At 67.6% G+C, this 15,056-nt stretch carries 15 protein-coding genes and 3 tRNA genes; 9 read left to right on the top strand and 9 right to left on the bottom strand.

The features are described from left to right. Positions 1-23 precede the first annotated feature (23 nt). The 3 genes from tuf to ACCD06_RS06175 all read right to left on the bottom strand — a co-directional run bounded on the left by tuf (position 24) and on the right by ACCD06_RS06175 (position 1,518). Entirely contained in the window at positions 24-1,214 is a 1,191-nt protein-coding gene (gene tuf, locus ACCD06_RS06185) for an elongation factor Tu (RefSeq protein ID WP_136705163.1), read from the bottom strand. A gap of 80 nt (positions 1,215-1,294) precedes the next feature. Beyond that, positions 1,295-1,368 (bottom strand) — tRNA-Gly (locus ACCD06_RS06180). Positions 1,369-1,432: 64 nt separating this feature from the next. Continuing rightward, positions 1,433-1,518 (bottom strand) — tRNA-Tyr (locus ACCD06_RS06175). A gap of 132 nt (positions 1,519-1,650) precedes the next feature. Here ACCD06_RS06175 and rlmB point away from each other — a divergent pair. The 3 genes from rlmB to ACCD06_RS06160 all read left to right on the top strand — a co-directional run bounded on the left by rlmB (position 1,651) and on the right by ACCD06_RS06160 (position 3,153). Continuing rightward, entirely contained in the window at positions 1,651-2,586 is a 936-nt protein-coding gene (rlmB, locus tag ACCD06_RS06170; protein ID WP_413339531.1) for a 23S rRNA (guanosine(2251)-2'-O)-methyltransferase RlmB, read from the top strand. A gap of 83 nt (positions 2,587-2,669) precedes the next feature. Then, a tRNA-Thr gene (locus ACCD06_RS06165) sits at positions 2,670-2,745 on the top strand. A gap of 144 nt (positions 2,746-2,889) precedes the next feature. Continuing rightward, positions 2,890-3,153 carry a hypothetical protein gene (locus ACCD06_RS06160; RefSeq protein WP_109075329.1) on the top strand — a complete coding sequence of 88 codons (264 nt, stop codon included), beginning with the start codon at positions 2,890-2,892 and terminating at the stop codon, positions 3,151-3,153. A gap of 104 nt (positions 3,154-3,257) precedes the next feature. Here ACCD06_RS06160 and ACCD06_RS06155 read toward each other — a convergent pair whose 3' ends face one another. Together ACCD06_RS06155 and ACCD06_RS06150 are read right to left on the bottom strand one after the other, a co-directional pair. Then, positions 3,258-3,839, bottom strand: coding sequence for a polysaccharide biosynthesis/export family protein (locus tag ACCD06_RS06155; RefSeq protein WP_247870556.1), 582 nt, complete (start codon positions 3,837-3,839; stop codon positions 3,258-3,260). Between the two features lie 372 nt (positions 3,840-4,211). Further along, positions 4,212-5,480, bottom strand: a complete 1,269-nt coding sequence (locus ACCD06_RS06150; RefSeq protein WP_136705161.1) for an outer membrane beta-barrel protein — start codon at positions 5,478-5,480, stop codon at positions 4,212-4,214. Positions 5,481-5,897: 417 nt separating this feature from the next. Between ACCD06_RS06150 and ACCD06_RS06145 the strand changes: the two genes are divergently transcribed. From ACCD06_RS06145 to ACCD06_RS06120, 6 genes are all read left to right on the top strand, one after another. After that, complete coding sequence (locus ACCD06_RS06145) at positions 5,898-6,071, top strand: hypothetical protein (protein ID WP_158281995.1); 174 nt, start codon at positions 5,898-5,900, stop codon at positions 6,069-6,071. 368 nt (positions 6,072-6,439) lie between these two features. Next, positions 6,440-6,880, top strand: a complete 441-nt coding sequence (locus ACCD06_RS06140; protein ID WP_136705160.1) for a MarR family winged helix-turn-helix transcriptional regulator — start codon at positions 6,440-6,442, stop codon at positions 6,878-6,880. A gap of 151 nt (positions 6,881-7,031) precedes the next feature. Then, on the top strand, positions 7,032-8,303 hold the full coding sequence (locus tag ACCD06_RS06135) for an ABC transporter substrate-binding protein (RefSeq protein ID WP_413339527.1): 1,272 nt from the start codon (positions 7,032-7,034) through the stop codon (positions 8,301-8,303). Positions 8,304-8,469: 166 nt separating this feature from the next. After that, positions 8,470-10,317: an ABC transporter permease gene (locus ACCD06_RS06130; RefSeq protein ID WP_413339525.1), complete on the top strand. Its 1,848-nt coding sequence runs from the start codon at positions 8,470-8,472 to the stop codon at positions 10,315-10,317. Then, positions 10,314-11,057: an ABC transporter ATP-binding protein gene (locus tag ACCD06_RS06125; RefSeq protein WP_413339523.1), complete on the top strand. Its 744-nt coding sequence runs from the start codon at positions 10,314-10,316 to the stop codon at positions 11,055-11,057. Before ACCD06_RS06130 ends, ACCD06_RS06125 begins: the two co-directional genes overlap by 4 nt. After that, positions 11,054-11,767: an ABC transporter ATP-binding protein gene (locus tag ACCD06_RS06120; protein ID WP_413339521.1), complete on the top strand. Its 714-nt coding sequence runs from the start codon at positions 11,054-11,056 to the stop codon at positions 11,765-11,767. Before ACCD06_RS06125 ends, ACCD06_RS06120 begins: the two co-directional genes overlap by 4 nt. Before the next feature lie 31 nt (positions 11,768-11,798). Here ACCD06_RS06120 and ACCD06_RS06115 read toward each other — a convergent pair whose 3' ends face one another. The 4 genes from ACCD06_RS06115 to ACCD06_RS06100 all read right to left on the bottom strand — a co-directional run bounded on the left by ACCD06_RS06115 (position 11,799) and on the right by ACCD06_RS06100 (position 14,989). Beyond that, complete coding sequence (locus tag ACCD06_RS06115; RefSeq protein WP_413339519.1) at positions 11,799-12,836, bottom strand: ABC transporter substrate-binding protein; 1,038 nt, start codon at positions 12,834-12,836, stop codon at positions 11,799-11,801. 51 nt (positions 12,837-12,887) lie between these two features. Further along, entirely contained in the window at positions 12,888-13,715 is an 828-nt protein-coding gene (locus tag ACCD06_RS06110) for an ABC transporter permease (protein WP_413339517.1), read from the bottom strand. After that, positions 13,708-14,481 (bottom strand): ABC transporter ATP-binding protein, encoded by a 774-nt coding sequence (locus ACCD06_RS06105; protein ID WP_413339515.1) that lies wholly within the window; start codon positions 14,479-14,481, stop codon positions 13,708-13,710. Before ACCD06_RS06105 ends, ACCD06_RS06110 begins: the two co-directional genes overlap by 8 nt. A 175-nt stretch (positions 14,482-14,656) precedes the next feature. Continuing rightward, positions 14,657-14,989 (bottom strand): hypothetical protein, encoded by a 333-nt coding sequence (locus ACCD06_RS06100; RefSeq protein ID WP_413339513.1) that lies wholly within the window; start codon positions 14,987-14,989, stop codon positions 14,657-14,659. Positions 14,990-15,056: the final 67 nt, after the last annotated feature.

The raw sequence follows: 15,056 nt of genomic DNA, 5'->3' as shown, positions 1-15,056 counted from the left end.
GCGGGGGAGGCAGGCTTATAGCATCACTCGACGATCTTGGCAACGACGCCGGCGCCGACGGTACGGCCGCCCTCGCGGATGGCGAAGCGCAGGCCCTCGTCCATGGCGATCGGGGCGATCAGAGCCACGTCCATGGCGACGTTGTCGCCCGGCATCACCATCTCGACGCCTTCCGGCAGCGAGACCATGCCCGTCACGTCCGTCGTACGGAAGTAGAACTGCGGACGGTAGTTGGTGAAGAACGGGGTGTGACGGCCGCCCTCTTCCTTCGTCAGGATGTAGGCTTCGGCCTTGAACTTGGTGTGCGGGGTGATCGAACCCGGCTTGGCCAGAACCTGGCCGCGCTCGACGTCCTCGCGCTTGGTGCCGCGCAGCAGCGCGCCGATGTTGTCGCCCGCCTCACCCGAGTCGAGCAGCTTGCGGAACATCTCGACGCCGGTCACGGTGGTCTTCACCGTCGCCTTCAGGCCGACGATCTCGACTTCGTCACCAACCTTCACGATGCCGCGCTCGACACGGCCGGTCACCACGGTGCCGCGGCCCGAGATCGAGAACACGTCTTCGATCGGCATCAGGAACGGACGGTCCTTCGGACGCTCCGGCTGCGGGATGTACTCGTCCACCGTCTTCATCAGAGCCAGAACGGCGTCGCGGCCGATCTCCGGCTGACGGTCTTCCAGGGCGCACAGAGCCGAACCCTTGGTGATCGGAATGTCGTCGCCCGGGAACTGGTAGGAGGACAGCAGCTCGCGAACTTCCAGCTCGACCAGCTCCAGCAGCTCCGGATCGTCGACCATGTCGACCTTGTTCAAGAACACGACCAGCGCCGGAACGCCAACCTGGCGGGCCAGCAGGATGTGCTCGCGGGTCTGCGGCATCGGGCCGTCGGCGGCCGACACGACCAGGATCGCGCCGTCCATCTGGGCGGCGCCGGTGATCATGTTCTTCACGTAGTCGGCGTGGCCCGGGCAGTCGACGTGCGCGTAGTGGCGGTTCTGCGTCTCGTACTCGACGTGGGCCGTCGAGATCGTGATGCCGCGCGCCTTCTCTTCCGGCGCCTTGTCGATCTGGTCGTAAGCGGTGAAGGTGGCGCCGCCGGACTCCGCCAGCACCTTCGTGATCGCCGCCGTCAGCGACGTCTTGCCGTGGTCGACGTGGCCGATCGTGCCAACGTTGCAGTGCGGCTTGTTCCGCTCAAACTTTGCCTTCGCCATCGCTTTGGTCTTTCGTTCCCGACGTTCCGGACGCACACAATGGCCCGGCCGAGATCCGTTTTCCGTGGCGCACGCGGGATTGGAGCGGGTGAGGGGAATCGAACCCCCGTCGTAAGCTTGGAAGGCTTCTGCTCTACCATTGAGCTACACCCGCCTAAGCATCCCGCCGGCGCGACCGTCCGGGGCAAACGCGATCACGGACAAGCCGTGGAAAGTAGTGGTGGAAGGGGCTGGATTCGAACCAGCGTACGCTAACGCGGGCAGATTTACAGTCTGCTGCCTTTAACCACTCGGCCACCCTTCCAGTCCGCGGCTTGGCAGTGCCCGCCGCGGAGTTCGGCAATATGCGAATTTTTCAGACCTTGTCAACACGGGTTAAGCGGTTCACACCAGAAAAAATTCGGCTGCAGTCCGCTGCGGCCCCCTCCCCTTCTTCGTGGGTATCATGACGCGCTCCAGACATCCCGGCTCCGGCCTCGCTTCCAGCCGTTCTTCCGACCGCAATGCCGACCGCGGCGCCGAGCGGTCCGGCGCCAAGGCGCAGCACGGGTCATCGCCGCGGCAGGACCAGGCGGACGACTCCGGACGGGCCGGCCGTCGGCCGGCGAAGGGTGGCCGTCCGCCGGCCGCGCGCGGCGTTCTTCTCTATGGCCTGCACCCGGTCGCCGCCGCCTGGACGAATCCGGAGCGGCGCATCCACCGGCTGCTGGCAACCGACTCGGGCCGGGCGGCGCTGGAGCCGGCCTTCGCGGCGGCGCGCGCGTTGGGGCTGCAACGCCCGGAGGCTTCGCCCGTCGACCGCATGGAACTTGAGCGGATGCTGCCGCCGGGCGCCGTCCACCAGGGCATTGTCGTCGACGCCTCTCCCCTGCCGGAACTGGGCATCGAGGATTTGTGCAACGAGTTGGAGTCCGAGAAATCCGCGGTCATCGTCGCGCTCGACCAGGTGACGGATCCGCACAATGTCGGCGCCATCCTGCGGTCGGCCGCCGCCTTCGGCGCCCGCGCCGTGGTGGTGACCGAACGCCATGCGCCGGAAACCACCGGCGTGTTGGCGAAGAGTGCATCGGGCGCGTTGGAAGTGGTGCCGCTGATTCGCGTCACCAACCTCGCCCGCGCGCTGACCGACCTGCAGCAGAACGGCTTCTGGTCGGTCGGGCTCGCCGAATCGGGACAATCGACTTTGGCCAAGCTGGATCTGACGGGCAAGACCGTGCTGGTCATGGGGGCGGAGGGCAGCGGGTTGCGTCGGCTGACGATGGAGCGCTGCGATGCCATTGCCCGCCTTCCGACCGGCGGACCGGTGGGCAGTCTCAACGTTTCCAATGCCGCTGCGGTGGCTCTGTACGAGGTCGCCCGCCTGCGCGAGTGACCGCGATGTGGATCCGGTGCGGCCAAGTGCTTGTTTGCACGGAAAAGGGACGCTAAGGTGTGCCTCCGCCAAGCGACGGGCGCGCCGGATTAGCTCAGCTGGTAGAGCAGCTGATTTGTAATCAGAAGGTCACGGGTTCGATTCCTGTATCCGGCACCACCGCCCGCTGGGGATGTACGGGCAAGGCCATGGCCGCCCCGATGCCGCACTGGCGGTATTGTCACCACGGAACCCTTGGACGGCAGCACGGTTGGAGGAGGCATTGAAATGCCCCCTGACACCAGCTTGTGCGAAAGGCCGATCATGACCAAGCCCCAGCGCCCCGAGTCGGGCGGTAACACGCCCACCACTCCCAGCGCGGAGGCCCATCGGATGCGCGCGGACATCGACCGCGGGCTGACCGGCGACAAGGTTCCGGCCACCGATCCCGCCGCGGCCCCGCTCGGCACCGACGACGAGGCTGCCGGCACCACGCCGCCGCACGGCATGTCGCGCGATCCCATCGTCCCCAAAGACCAACGCATCCCGCCGGGCCAGAAGAAGGGCGGCGACACGCTCGACACCTGACCGCCTGATTGCAAGACGTCCAGAACGGCAAAAAGCCCGGCCGGGGATCCCGGTCGGGCTTTTTGTTGTCAGGCGTCCCGCCATCGACCCTCGGAAGCCTGGGCTCAGAAATAGCGCTCCGGCACGCGAACGACGTCGTCCGGCATCACCGAGGTGGTGATCGGAGCCTTGCGGATTTCCTTCTTGGGATCGGCGCCGCGGGTGATGAGGACGTAATCCTCCTTGGCACGGTAGGTGTAACCACCGGCCATCGCCACGGCCGACAGGGCGGTCATGCCGTTGACATACTGGTACTGGCCGGGGTTGCGCACCTCGCCCAGGATGAAGAAGGGCCGGTGGTTCAGCACCTCGACGCTGACCTTCGGGTCCTTCACATAGCCGGCCGAGAGGCGGGTGGTGATTTCCTTTTCAAGGTCGCGGGTGCTGCGGTCCTTGGCCGAGACTTCGCCGATCAGCGGCATGGCGACCTTGCCGGTGCCGTCCACGCGGAACTCGCCGGACAACTGTTCCTCACCGAACACGATGACGCGCAAGGCGTCGCCCGGGCCGAGATGGTACTCGCCGATCTGACCGGCGCTGGCGGTCTCCATCGGCGCGTCGTTGCCGGCACAGCCGACCATGGCAACGGCGAGCGCGGCCAACCCGATCCCCTGGCCCAGCGCACGGAACATATGACGTCGATTCATCCCTAAACCCTTTCCCTGGCTGGTGGATGCCTGCCGCAGCGCCGGTCCGGTCCTGATCACCGGTCCGGTTGGCCCGGATGGATGGAACGGCTCCTTGGAACCACCCATCCGCCGGCCGCCTTGCAGCGGCGTCCTTTGGTCACGCACCTGAATTCGGGTGGAGACTAGCAACTCGCAAGCGCTTGGGAAAAAGTGGAGAGGAATTACCGCCTTCGGATCCCCCCAATACATCGCTGCCCGCTACAAAATCAGGCATAAGAAAAGGGCGCCCGTCATAGGACGGACGCCCTGCCCTGTTCAGCAAAACCTTTAGGACCTTCGGCCGGGACTTTCCCGGACGGACGATCCGGATTCGGCGAATTACAGCCAGGATTACATCTGAGCGCCGAGTCGCAGGTAGATCAGGTTGTCGCTGTACTCGGCCGCACTCAGGTTGGAGTTGCGTTTTTCATAGGTGTAGCCGCTGGTCAGATACAGGTAGCGGTTCATCTGATAGGTGCCGCCGATGCCGGCCGTATAGACCTTGTCGTTGCGGTCGTTGCCGTTGAAGTCATCCTGGCGGTACTGCAGCCGGGCGTTCAGCACCAGCGAGCGCAGCAGCTCGTGATCGACGCCCAGGGCGAACAGGGTGCGGGTGTAGCTGGAGGCGGTGCCGAAGCCCGGGCTCGACGAGGTCTCGCGCACCTGCCGGCTGGCGGTGGCGCTGATGCCGGTCAGCTGGGTGACCGCCCAGTTCAGGCGCCCGCCGAAGGACAGGCCGCCGAAGTCCTCCAACCGCGAATCCTTGTAGTTGCGGACGAGATAGCCGGCGAAGACCTCGCCGGTGATCAGGCCGGTCAGTTCCGTAGCGAGGCCGCCAACCACCTCATATCCGTCGGAGTCGCGATCAAAGCCGGAGAGGTCGCGGTCATTCTTGTGGCGGGTCCAGGAATAGGTGCCCTGGACGAAGGCCTCATAGCCCTCGATGAACTCGTAGCCGACGCGGCCGACCGTGGCATATTCCCAACGATCGCGGTCGCCCTGGGGGGCGACGCCACCACCGATTACCCCGACGTCATCGTACGAAATGTACTGGGCAGAACCGGACAGACGGGCGCGCAGACGGTTGAAACGCTGGGAATAACCGGCCTCGCCGCCGCTGGTGCGGTAGGTCACCGGTTCCGTATAACCCTGCAGGCTGTTGATGTCGCCGCGTCCCTCGTGGTTGCGGCGGTGGAACAGCCGGGCGTCCAGCGCGCCACCCTTGTTCACGTCGTAACGCCCGTCGGCCTGCAGGGCATAGTCCGTGTAGTTTTCGCCGGAATGGTCGCTGTAGCGGCCGGTATCGGCGGAGGCGGAGAAGTTCAGCGCATGGGCCGCGAAGTCGGACTTGATGTCGACCCGCGGACGGACGGTCCAGATGACGTCGTCCTCGTGGTTGTCGCGGGTGGCGTAGACGTTGGTTTCATAGGTGGCGCCGGCTTCCACCCGCGGCAGGAACAGGAAGGAGCCGGCGCGGACGCCAAGCTGCTCCAGCTCCGGCCGGCGGCGCTCCAGCACGGTTTCGCCACGCTGCAGGTCGTCCTGGGCGGCGGCGGGAAGCGACGTCAGCCCGGTCGAGGCGAGAGCGAGGGCGAGGAGGGAAAGGGTGCTGGTTTTCATGGAGTCACCGCGCTTGGCTGGGTTCGGTCGGCTCTGGGTTCGGTCGGCCCATCGGGCCGGGGGCCGGCCCCTTGGTGGGACACGTCCGGGCGCCGCCTTCCGGCGGGAACCGATGCGGACGCATCCTCGGCAAAGACACAACAAACCGTGCTCCTTCCGCAACAGTGAAGCCCGGCCGCCGCCGCTTTTGCCGGGTCCTGTGGTGTGGCCGCAACAAAGGGCCGGCAATGGGACAAGACCGGCGGTGGCAATGATTCGCTTGATTCCAGCCTCTTTTTCAAATGGTCGTAAGATGAAGGTCATAGCCAGCGGCCGGCAGAACTGGCGAAGCTCCCCCGTCCCTGCCCTGCCCCGACTTGGAACCGTCCGCCCCGCACCGGGTTGTTCATGACGATTCCTGACCAGGAAAGGTGCCGTATGACACGCCGACTCGACACGCCGCCGTCGCCGCCCTCGACCAAGCGCCCGCCCGACGCCACCACCCCACCCTACACCCCGGGCGGGGTGACGCCCCCCGATGGAGAGGGTCCGGCAAGTCCGGCCGAGAAGACCGCTCCGCCCGACAGCTATCCGCCCAAGCGGAAACCCTGACGAAGAAAAGGCGGTGAGAAGCGGCGGCGACCGAAGCGTATCATAGCGGCGGCGTCATGAATCGGCGATCGGGTTCACCCGAATTGCGGCAGAAGCAGCGCTTGCCTTGTTTTCGAACTTGCGCCGCTTCTTTTGTTGCGCCGACGATCACGTTCGCATTCCTGTGGCTCTATGACGCATCTGCGAAGGTTGCACTGCGGCCATTGCGTTTTCTACCCTTTCCATGAGGAACGCATAATGGATGCAACGGGTGGCAACAGGCGGCAAACGCCGGGCCACCGCTGCCCACGCAGCCGGGAGCGGCGGTCCGTGCCCGCCCCAGCCTTCGCCCCGGACCGAAGGCGGGCGCGAACCACGGGCCCGTTGCCATGGACGACTTCGGACGACTGCCTCCCGACGACTACCAGTTGGCCGGCCAGGTTCACCACCGCCTCCGCCGCGCCCATCAGCGCTCGTCGGCGATCTTCATCGACCTGATCGGCGATTCGCTGCTGACCCCGACCCAATGGGCGGCCCTGGCCACCCTGTATGCCGAGGGTCCGCTGTCGCAGAACCAGCTCGGCCGGCTGACCTACATGGATCCGGCGACCACCCAAGGCGTGATCCTGCGGCTGGTGGAGCGCAATCTGGTCGAACGCCAGCCCGACCCGCAGGACCGCCGCCGCACCAGCGTCCGCCTGACGCGGATCGGGCAGGCGCTGGTCGTCGACCTGATGGCGAACGCCGCCGCCGCCCACGAACGCACCCTGGAACCGCTGTCGGAGGAAGAGCGGGTGCAGTTCATGGCCCTGCTGGCCCGCCTGATGTAGGCGGCATCGCTTGGCCGGTTGGGAAAGGCCGAACGGGAAAACCCCGATCAGTCGGTGACTTTTGCGCGGGGTTTGCTATGAACGCGGTGTGTTGCGTCGCACCGCGACCCGGACACGCCGCTGGTCTCTCACGAACCGGGGTCCCCGCAGGATGAAGCACCGCCACCCGACCGCCTCGCCGACGGCGAAGTCCCTTCTTTCGGCCGCTCTGTTTGCCGCGATCTCCATCGCCGCGATCGCCACCGGTCCCGCCGCGGCCCAATTCGCGAAAGAGCCGGTGAAGTTCAGCGGCGCGCCGGTGCGGGTGGGCGAGATCAACAGCTACACCGGCCTGCCTGCCTTCACCATCCCCTACCGCCAGGGCTGGCAACTGGCGCTGGAGGAGATCAACGCCCAGGGCGGCGTGATCGGCTGCTGCGAGCTGCAGGTCGTCTCGCGCGACGATGCCGGCAAGCCCGACGACGCGGTGCGCGTCGCGCAGGAGTTGGTGACGAACGAGGCGGTGGACGTGCTGGCCGGCACCTATTTCTCCCACATCGGTCTGGCCGTCGCCGATTTCGCCGCGCGCAACAAGGTGCCCTTCGTCGCGGCGGAGCCGCTGACCGATGCCATCACCTGGGCCAAGGGCAACCGCTACTCCTTCCGCCTGCGCCCCAGCACCTACATGCAGGCGGCCATGCTGGTGGAGGAGGCGGCAAAGCTGCCGGCCAAGCGCTGGGCAACCGTCGCCCCCAACTACGAATACGGCCAGTCGGCGGTGGCGTGGTTCAAGCAGCTGCTGAAGGAAAAGCGCCCGGACGTGGAGTTCGTGGCCGAACAGTGGCCGGCCCAAGGCAAGCTGGAGGCCGGCCCGACCGTCCAGGCGCTGGCCGCCGCCAAGCCCGACGCGATCTTCAACGTCACCTTCGGCGCCGATCTGGCCAAATTCGTGCGCGAGGGCGAGGGTCGCGGCCTGTTCCGCAACCGCGAGGTCGTCAGCCTGCTGACCGGCGAACCGGAATATCTGGAGCCGATGAAGGACGAGGCGCCGGAAGGCTGGATCGTCACCGGCTATCCCTGGGACCAGATCGACACGCCCGCCCACAAGGCCTTCGTCGCCGCCTACACCGCGCGCTTCAAGGAATCGCCCAAGGCGGGTTCCATCGTCGGCTACATCACCATGAAGGCGGTCGCCGCCGCGATCACCAAGGCCAAATCGGCCAATTCGGAGCCGATCGTCGATGCGCTGGCCGGCCTGACCATCGACAGCCCAGTCGGCCCGATCACCTTCCGCGCCTCCGACCATCAGGCGACCATGGGTGCCTATGTCGGCACGACAACGGTGAAGGACGGCCGCGGCACCATGAAGGACTGGCACTACGCCGACGGCGCCAACTACCTGCCGCCCGACGACGAGGCGCGCAAGCTGCGGCCGGCGGAGTGACGTTGTAGGCTTCAATTGTCCTCTCCTGCTTCGATTGCCCCCTCCCTAACCCTCCCCCACCTGCGGTGGGAGAGGGGACTGCCGCCGCTCCGCGACTGACTCCCTCTCCCTCGAAGAGGGGGAGGGTTGGGGAGGGGGCAAGAGTCCGCACCGAAACGACGAATCCATGTCCTTCCTCCTCGTCCAGGCCCTCAGCGGGCTCGCGACCGCGGCGACGTTGTTCCTGGTGTCGTCGGGGCTGACCATCGTGTTCGGCGTGACGCGGATCGTTAATTTCGCGCACGGCTCCTTCTATATGGTCGGTGCCTATGCCGGCTGGTCGCTGATCGAGCGGTTCGGCGGCACGCCGGCCGGCTTCTGGGGGTCGGTCGCCGCCGCGGCGCTGGCGATGGGTGTTCTCGGCGCCGCCATGGAGATCGGGCTGCTGCGCCGGCTCTACCGCTCACCGGAGCTGTTCCAGCTTCTCGGCACCTTCGGCATCGTGCTGGTGGTGCAGGACCTGACCGCCTGGGCCTGGGGGCCGGAGGATCTGCTGGGCCGCCGGGCGCCGGGCTTGAAGGGCTCCATCGACATCCTCGACCAGCCCTTCCCGCTCTACGACCTCGTGCTGATCGGGCTCGGGCCGCTGGTGCTCGGGTTGTTGTGGCTGCTGTTCAACCGCACCCGCTGGGGCACGCTGGTGCGGGCGGCGACGCAGGACCGCGAGATGACCAGCGCGCTGGGCGTCGATCCGGCGCGGCTGTTCACCGGGGTGCTGTTCCTGGGTTGCGCGCTGGCCGGGCTGGGCGGCGCGCTGCAGGTCCCGCGTGAGGCGGTGACCCTGCAGATGGACATGGCCATCGTGGTGGAGGCCTTCGTCGTCGTCGTGGTCGGCGGCATGGGCAGCCTGAGCGGCGCCTTCCTCGCCTCACTGCTGATCGGGCAGTTGCAGGCCTTCGGCATCCTGATCTTCCCGCAGATCACGCTGGTGATCGTCTTCCTGTTCATGGCGGTGGTGCTGGTGCTGCGCCCCCATGGCCTGCTCGGCCGGGCGGAGGAGGCGCCGCCGACGGCACCCTCCACTGTGACCGTGCCGCTGTCGGCCGGACGCCATGCCGGGGCTTGGGCGCTGGCCCTGCTGGCGGTCATGGCCGCGGCGCCGCTGGTCGCCGGCGATTACGCCCTGATCCTGTTGACCGAAGTGGTGATCCTCGCCCTGTTCGCCGCCAGCCTGCATCTGCTGATCGGGCTGGGCGGGCTGGTGTCCTTCGGCCATGCCGCGTGGTTCGGACTGGGCGCCTATGGCTCGGCCCTGCTGGTCAAGCATCTGGACGCGCCGATGCCGCTGGCGCTGGCCGGCGCACCGGTCCTGGCCGGGCTGGGGGCGCTGGTGGCGGGCTGGTTCTGCGTGCGGCGGTCTGGGCTCTATTTCGCCATGCTGACGCTGGCCTTCGCGCAGATCGTCTGGTCGATCGCCTTCCAATGGTACGCGGTGACCGGCGGCGACAACGGCATCCTCGGCGTCTGGCCGTCGGCCTGGGCGGCGGGCAAGGCGGCCTATTACTGGCTGACGCTGGCGCTGTGCAGCGGGGCGCTGTGGCTGCTGCGCCGGGCGGCCTTCGCCCCCTTCGGCTATGCGCTGCGGGCCGGCCGCGACTCAGGACTCCGTGCCGAGTCGGTGGGCATCGATGTGCGTCGCTTCCAGTGGATGGCCTTCGTCCTGGCCGGTACGGCGGCGGGTTTGGCCGGCGGCCTTTACGCCTTTGCCAAGGGCAGCGTCTTCCCCACCCTGCTGGCGGTGCCGCAATCGGTCGACGCGCTGGTGATGGTGCTGATGGGTGGCATCCAGACCGTCGCCGGACCGCTGGCCGGTGCCGCGGTCTTCCACCTGCTGGAATCGGAGGTGATGAGCATGACCGACTGGTGGCGGCTGGTGCTGGGCCTGATCATCATCGCCCTGGTGCTGGTCTTCCCCAAGGGCATCGTCGGCTTCCTGTCCGGCCTGCGTTCTTCCTTTGGGGGGAGGCGGCCATGAGCGAGCTGGTGGTGCGCGACCTGCAACGCTCCTTCGGCGGGGTGCAGGCGGTGGGCGGCGTGTCCTTCACCCTGCGCTCCGGCGACCTGCTGGCGCTGATCGGCCCGAACGGGGCGGGCAAGAGCACTTGCTTCAACCTGCTGAACGGGCAGCTGCGGCCCGATTCGGGCTCGGTCAGGCTGGACGGAACGGAACTGGTCGGGCTGCCGCCGCGGCGTATCTGGGCGCTGGGCGTCGGACGCACCTTCCAGATCACCGCGACCTTCGCCTCGATGACCGTGGCGGAGAACGTGCAGATGGTACTGCTGTCGCGCGCCCGCCGGCTGTTCGGCCTGTGGCGCCCGGCTGCCGCCCAGTTCCGCGAACCGGCGCTGGCCCTGCTGGACCGCGTCGGCATGGTGGCCCAGGCCGACCGCCCCTGCGGCGTCCTGGCCTATGGCGACGTCAAGCGGGTCGAACTGGCGATGGCGCTGGCGAGCGAACCGACGGTGCTGCTGATGGACGAGCCGACCGCCGGCATGGCCCCGGCCGAACGGCTCGCCCTGATGGCGTTGACGGCGGAGCTGGTGCGCGAGCGCGGCCTCGCCGTGCTGTTCACCGAGCATGACATGGATGCCGTCTTCGGCCACGCCACCCGCGTGCTGGTGCTCGACCGCGGCCGGCTGATCGCGGAGGGATCGCCGGATGCGGTGCGCGCCGACCCGCGTGTGCAATCGGTCTATCTGGGAGGCGAGGCGTGAGCGAACCCCTGCTGACGGTGGAGAGTCTCCAGGCCTGGTACGGCCGCGCCCATATCCTCGACGGCATCGGCCTGACCGTCGGCCGCGGCGAGGTGGTGGCGCTGATGGGCCGCAACGGCGCCGGCAAGACCACGACGCTGAAGGCGATCATGGGGCTGGTCGAGCGCCGCGCCGCGACCCTGCGCTTCGACGGCCGCGACCTGTCGGCCCTGCCCGCCCACCGAATCGCCCGGCTCGGCGTCGGCTATGTGCCGGAGGACCGCCGCATCTTCGCCGACCTGACGGTGGAGGAGAATCTGGAGGTCGGCCGCCAGCCGCCCCGCCCCGGCGCTCCGGCCTGGACTCCGGAGAAGCTGTTCGCGCTGTTCCCCAACCTCGCGGAGATGCGCGGCCGCCGCGGCACCCGAATGAGTGGCGGCGAGCAGCAGATGCTGACGCTGGCCCGCACGCTGATGGGCAACCCGTCGCTGCTGCTGCTGGACGAACCGTCGGAAGGATTGGCGCCGCTGATCGTGCGGCAAATGGCCGACGCGGTGCGGCGCCTGAAGGCGGAGGGCTTGTCAGTCCTGCTGTCCGAACAGAGCCTGTCCTTCGCCTCGGCGGTCGCCGACCGCGCCTGCGTCATCGAAACCGGCCGCCTGCGCTGGACCGGCACGATGACGGAGCTTATGGCCGATGACGGGGTGAGGGCGGCATACCTGGCGGTGTGAATGGCGGTGTGACCGCCCCCTCCCCTTATCCTCACTCCCCGGCGACGCTGAGATCCATCACCGACTTCGGGTCCAGCGACTTGTCGACCTGACCTTCCGACTGCCAGAACTTCACCTGATTGACCACGTCGTCCACCAGCAGGCGGGCCTGCGGGTCGACATAGGGAAGGCCGGCGGCGACGATCTCCGGCTTCTGCTTGGTGGCGTCGGCAATGATGCCCAGCAGCTCGTCATAGCCGGGACCCTTCACCAGATTGCCCGTGGCGTCCTTGCCGTTGAAGGCGGTGTGGTATTCGGCCAGCGCGGTCTTGTAGGCGCGCATGAACTTCTCCACCAGCGGGCGGCGGTCCTTCATCGTCTTCGGCGCAGTGAACAGGGCGCCGAGCTGCCAGGGCGTCTCGTCGCCGACCCAGCCCAGGATCTTGCCGGCGCCGTCGGTCGCCAGCTGCCGCGACACGGTGGACGGCGCGATGATGGCGTCGACCTGCCCGCCCTTGAAGGCGGCAACCATCTTCGGCACGTCCTGCAGCGGCACCATGGTCACGTCCTTGACCGTAAAGCCGTGCTTCTGCGCCAGCAGCCCGATCATGTAATGGAAGGTCGAGCCGACGGTGGTGATGGCGATCCGCTTGCCCTTCAGGTCGGCCGGCGTTTTCAGACCGGCGTCATAGGCGGCGTTGGTCGCCATATAGGCGCTCAAGGGGAAGCCCGGCTCGTCGCGGCTCTGCGCGGCGATGATGGTGACGGCCCCCTTGGAAGCGAGGTTGTAGAAACCGGCGGTCAGGCCGGTGACGCCGAAATCGACATCGCCCGACGCCACCGCGACCGGAACCTGCTGGGCCGAGGTGAACATCTTCAGATCGACGTCCAGCCCTTCCTTCTCGAAATAGCCCTTCGCCTTGGCGATGAAGATCGGCCCGGAGGAGGACAGCGCCAGCGCACCGACCGTCGCCTTCTCCAACGGCTGCGCCAGCGCGGCGGACATCAGGGTGCCGGCGGCGAAGGCGGCACCGGCTGTGGCGATCACGGCGCGCCGGGTGAGACGGGCAACGGTCGAGGCGGCGGTCATGGACGGAAATCCTCCCGATGGATGGTTCAGGTTTCTTGTGAAGAATGCCGGTCAGCGCCAGTTCAGCAGGCGCCGCTCAAGCTGCGACAGAACCGTGCCGATGGCGAGCCCCAGCAGCGACAGCACCAGCACGCCGGCCAGCAGCGTGTCGGTCTGCATCAGGTTGCCGGCCATCAGCACGAAGGCGCCGATGCCGTACTCCGCCCCGATCATCTCGGCCGCCACCACCAGGATCAGCGCGATCGACGCGGTGATGCGGAAGCCGGCCAGGATGCCCGGCAAGGCGCCCGGCAACACGATGGAGCGCAGGATCGATCCCCAGGGCAGGCCGAAGCTTTGCGCCATGCGAATCAGGTTGCGCGGCACCTGGTCGATGGCGCTGTAGGTGGCGATGACGGTGGGAAAGAAGACGCCGAAACCGATGGTGGCGAACTTCGACGGCTCGCCGATGCCGAACCACAGGATGAACAGCGGCAGCAGCGCGATCTTCGGGATCGGGAAGAAGGCCGACACCAGCGGCACCCCCACCGCGCGGGCGGTGGAGAAGATGCCCATGGCGAAACCGACCAGCATGCCGCCCAGAGTGCCCATCACCCAGCCGACGGCGATGCGCGCCAGCGACGCCTTCAGGTTCAGCCAAAGCGAGCCGTCCGTCACCATGCCGGCCAGCGCATGGCCGACGGCGCTCGGCGGCGGCAGGAACAACGGGCTGGCGAGGCCGAGGCGGCTCGCCCCTTCCCAAACCGCGATCAGCGCGGCGAAGGCGGCCAGCGCTGCCCAGGGATGGCGCTTCACGGTAAAACCGCCGCCGCGGAAACGGACCGGCTGGCCCATGGCGGTGGTGGTCGGAACAGCAGTCGGGTTCAGGCTGTCAGGCACGGGCGATCTCCCGGTCGGCCATCTGGGCTTCGGCCTTCATCAGGTGCCACAGCCGCTCGCGCACTTCGGCCAGATGGGCCTGCGCGGACGGCTGCTGTCGGCGCTCGCGCGGCTCCTCGATGGTGACCAGTTCGCGGATGCGGCCGGGACGGCGGCTCAGCACGCAGACACGGTCGGCCAGCCGCAACGCCTCGTCCAGATTGTGGGTGACGTAGAGCGCGGTGGTCTTCTCCCGCCGCCACAGCTCCAGGAAATCGTCCATCAGCAGCTCGCGCGTCTGGGCGTCGAGCGCCGACAGTGGCTCGTCCAGCAACAGCATCGCCGGGCGCACCGCCAGCGCGCGGGCGATGCCGACCCGCTGGCGCATGCCGCCGGACAACTGCTTGGGCAGGGCGTTGCGGAACTCCGACAGCCCCATGCGGCGCAGGCCGCTGTCGACGCGCTCGCGCCGTTCCGCGGTGGAGAGCGGGTGATGCTCCAGCACCAGGGCGATGTTGTCCTCCACCGTGCGCCAGGGCAGCAGGGCGAAATCCTGGAAGATGAAGGTGATCGGGTTCAGGCAGCCGTCCGGCACCTCCCCCTCCACCCGGATGCTGCCGGAGGTCGGGGCGACGATGCCGCCGGCGATGCCGAGCAGCGTCGATTTTCCGCAGCCGCTGGGGCCGATCACGGCCAGGATTTCGCCCTCCGCCAGCGTCAGGTCGATGCCGTCCAGGACGGTCAGATCGTCATAGCGGTGGGTCAGATCGGAAACGAGAAGCCTCATCGCGCCCTTTTATGCCCGCAGCCTTGTCGGCGGGGTCCGACTGTTCGTTGGGCCTGCCACTATAGCGCGGCGTTCCTCCTCTGGAGAGGGGAAAGGCTTTCCGCATTCCAGCCATACGGCAGTATGGTAGTGGCCGGAAGACGTCAAGGCGCTGTCGGCTTCGCGACAGGGTTCGTCAGGCGATGCCGCTGACGGGACCGGAGCCGGCCGGCAGTTCCAACACCCGCAAAGCGGTGGCACAGCGGCCGACCGCAGCCTCCGCCAGACCATGGCGCTCGCTCAGGCCCGCTTCGTCCAATTCGTCGGGGGTCATCGCCTGCAACAGAACGCGCAAGGTGCGGACATAGGTGCGCAGAAGCGTGGCTTCCTCGGCATGGTTGCCCAGCAATCCCACCTGACCGGCGGCATGCAGGGCGGCAAGCTCGCCATCCAGCGACGCCGCAGCCATTTCGATGGCCTGGAGCGCCCGCGTCAGGCGGACATGCTTCAGAACGACGACGACGGCCATGTCCACCTCCCTTGCTGGTTGGAACGGCGAAGATGAAAGCAATGGCCGTGCCAGTACCGTCCGGGCG

The organism is Azospirillum sp. CT11-132, assembly GCF_047302835.1.
GTDB lineage: Bacteria > Pseudomonadota > Alphaproteobacteria > Azospirillales > Azospirillaceae > Azospirillum.
The sequence above is the reverse complement of the archived record's forward strand: the minus strand, read 5'-3'. Positions and strand labels throughout refer to the sequence as shown.

Excerpts from the sequence above, each read along its gene's own strand:
- tuf (WP_136705163.1), bottom strand. The coding sequence starts at position 1,214 with ATGGCGAAGGCAAAGTTTGAGCGGAACAAGCCGCACTGCAACGTTGGC.
- ACCD06_RS06160 (WP_109075329.1), top strand. The coding sequence starts at position 2,890 with ATGACCAAGCCCCAGCGCCCCGAGTCGGGCGGTAACACGCCCACCACT.
- ACCD06_RS06155 (WP_247870556.1), bottom strand. The coding sequence starts at position 3,839 with ATGAATCGACGTCATATGTTCCGTGCGCTGGGCCAGGGGATCGGGTTG.
- ACCD06_RS06150 (WP_136705161.1), bottom strand. The coding sequence starts at position 5,480 with ATGAAAACCAGCACCCTTTCCCTCCTCGCCCTCGCTCTCGCCTCGACC.
- ACCD06_RS06145 (WP_158281995.1), top strand. The coding sequence starts at position 5,898 with ATGACACGCCGACTCGACACGCCGCCGTCGCCGCCCTCGACCAAGCGC.
- ACCD06_RS06140 (WP_136705160.1), top strand. The coding sequence starts at position 6,440 with ATGGACGACTTCGGACGACTGCCTCCCGACGACTACCAGTTGGCCGGC.
- ACCD06_RS06135 (WP_413339527.1), top strand. The coding sequence starts at position 7,032 with ATGAAGCACCGCCACCCGACCGCCTCGCCGACGGCGAAGTCCCTTCTT.
- ACCD06_RS06130 (WP_413339525.1), top strand. The coding sequence starts at position 8,470 with ATGTCCTTCCTCCTCGTCCAGGCCCTCAGCGGGCTCGCGACCGCGGCG.
- ACCD06_RS06125 (WP_413339523.1), top strand. The coding sequence starts at position 10,314 with ATGAGCGAGCTGGTGGTGCGCGACCTGCAACGCTCCTTCGGCGGGGTG.
- ACCD06_RS06115 (WP_413339519.1), bottom strand. The coding sequence starts at position 12,836 with ATGACCGCCGCCTCGACCGTTGCCCGTCTCACCCGGCGCGCCGTGATC.
- ACCD06_RS06105 (WP_413339515.1), bottom strand. The coding sequence starts at position 14,481 with ATGAGGCTTCTCGTTTCCGATCTGACCCACCGCTATGACGATCTGACC.
- ACCD06_RS06100 (WP_413339513.1), bottom strand. The coding sequence starts at position 14,989 with ATGGCCGTCGTCGTCGTTCTGAAGCATGTCCGCCTGACGCGGGCGCTC.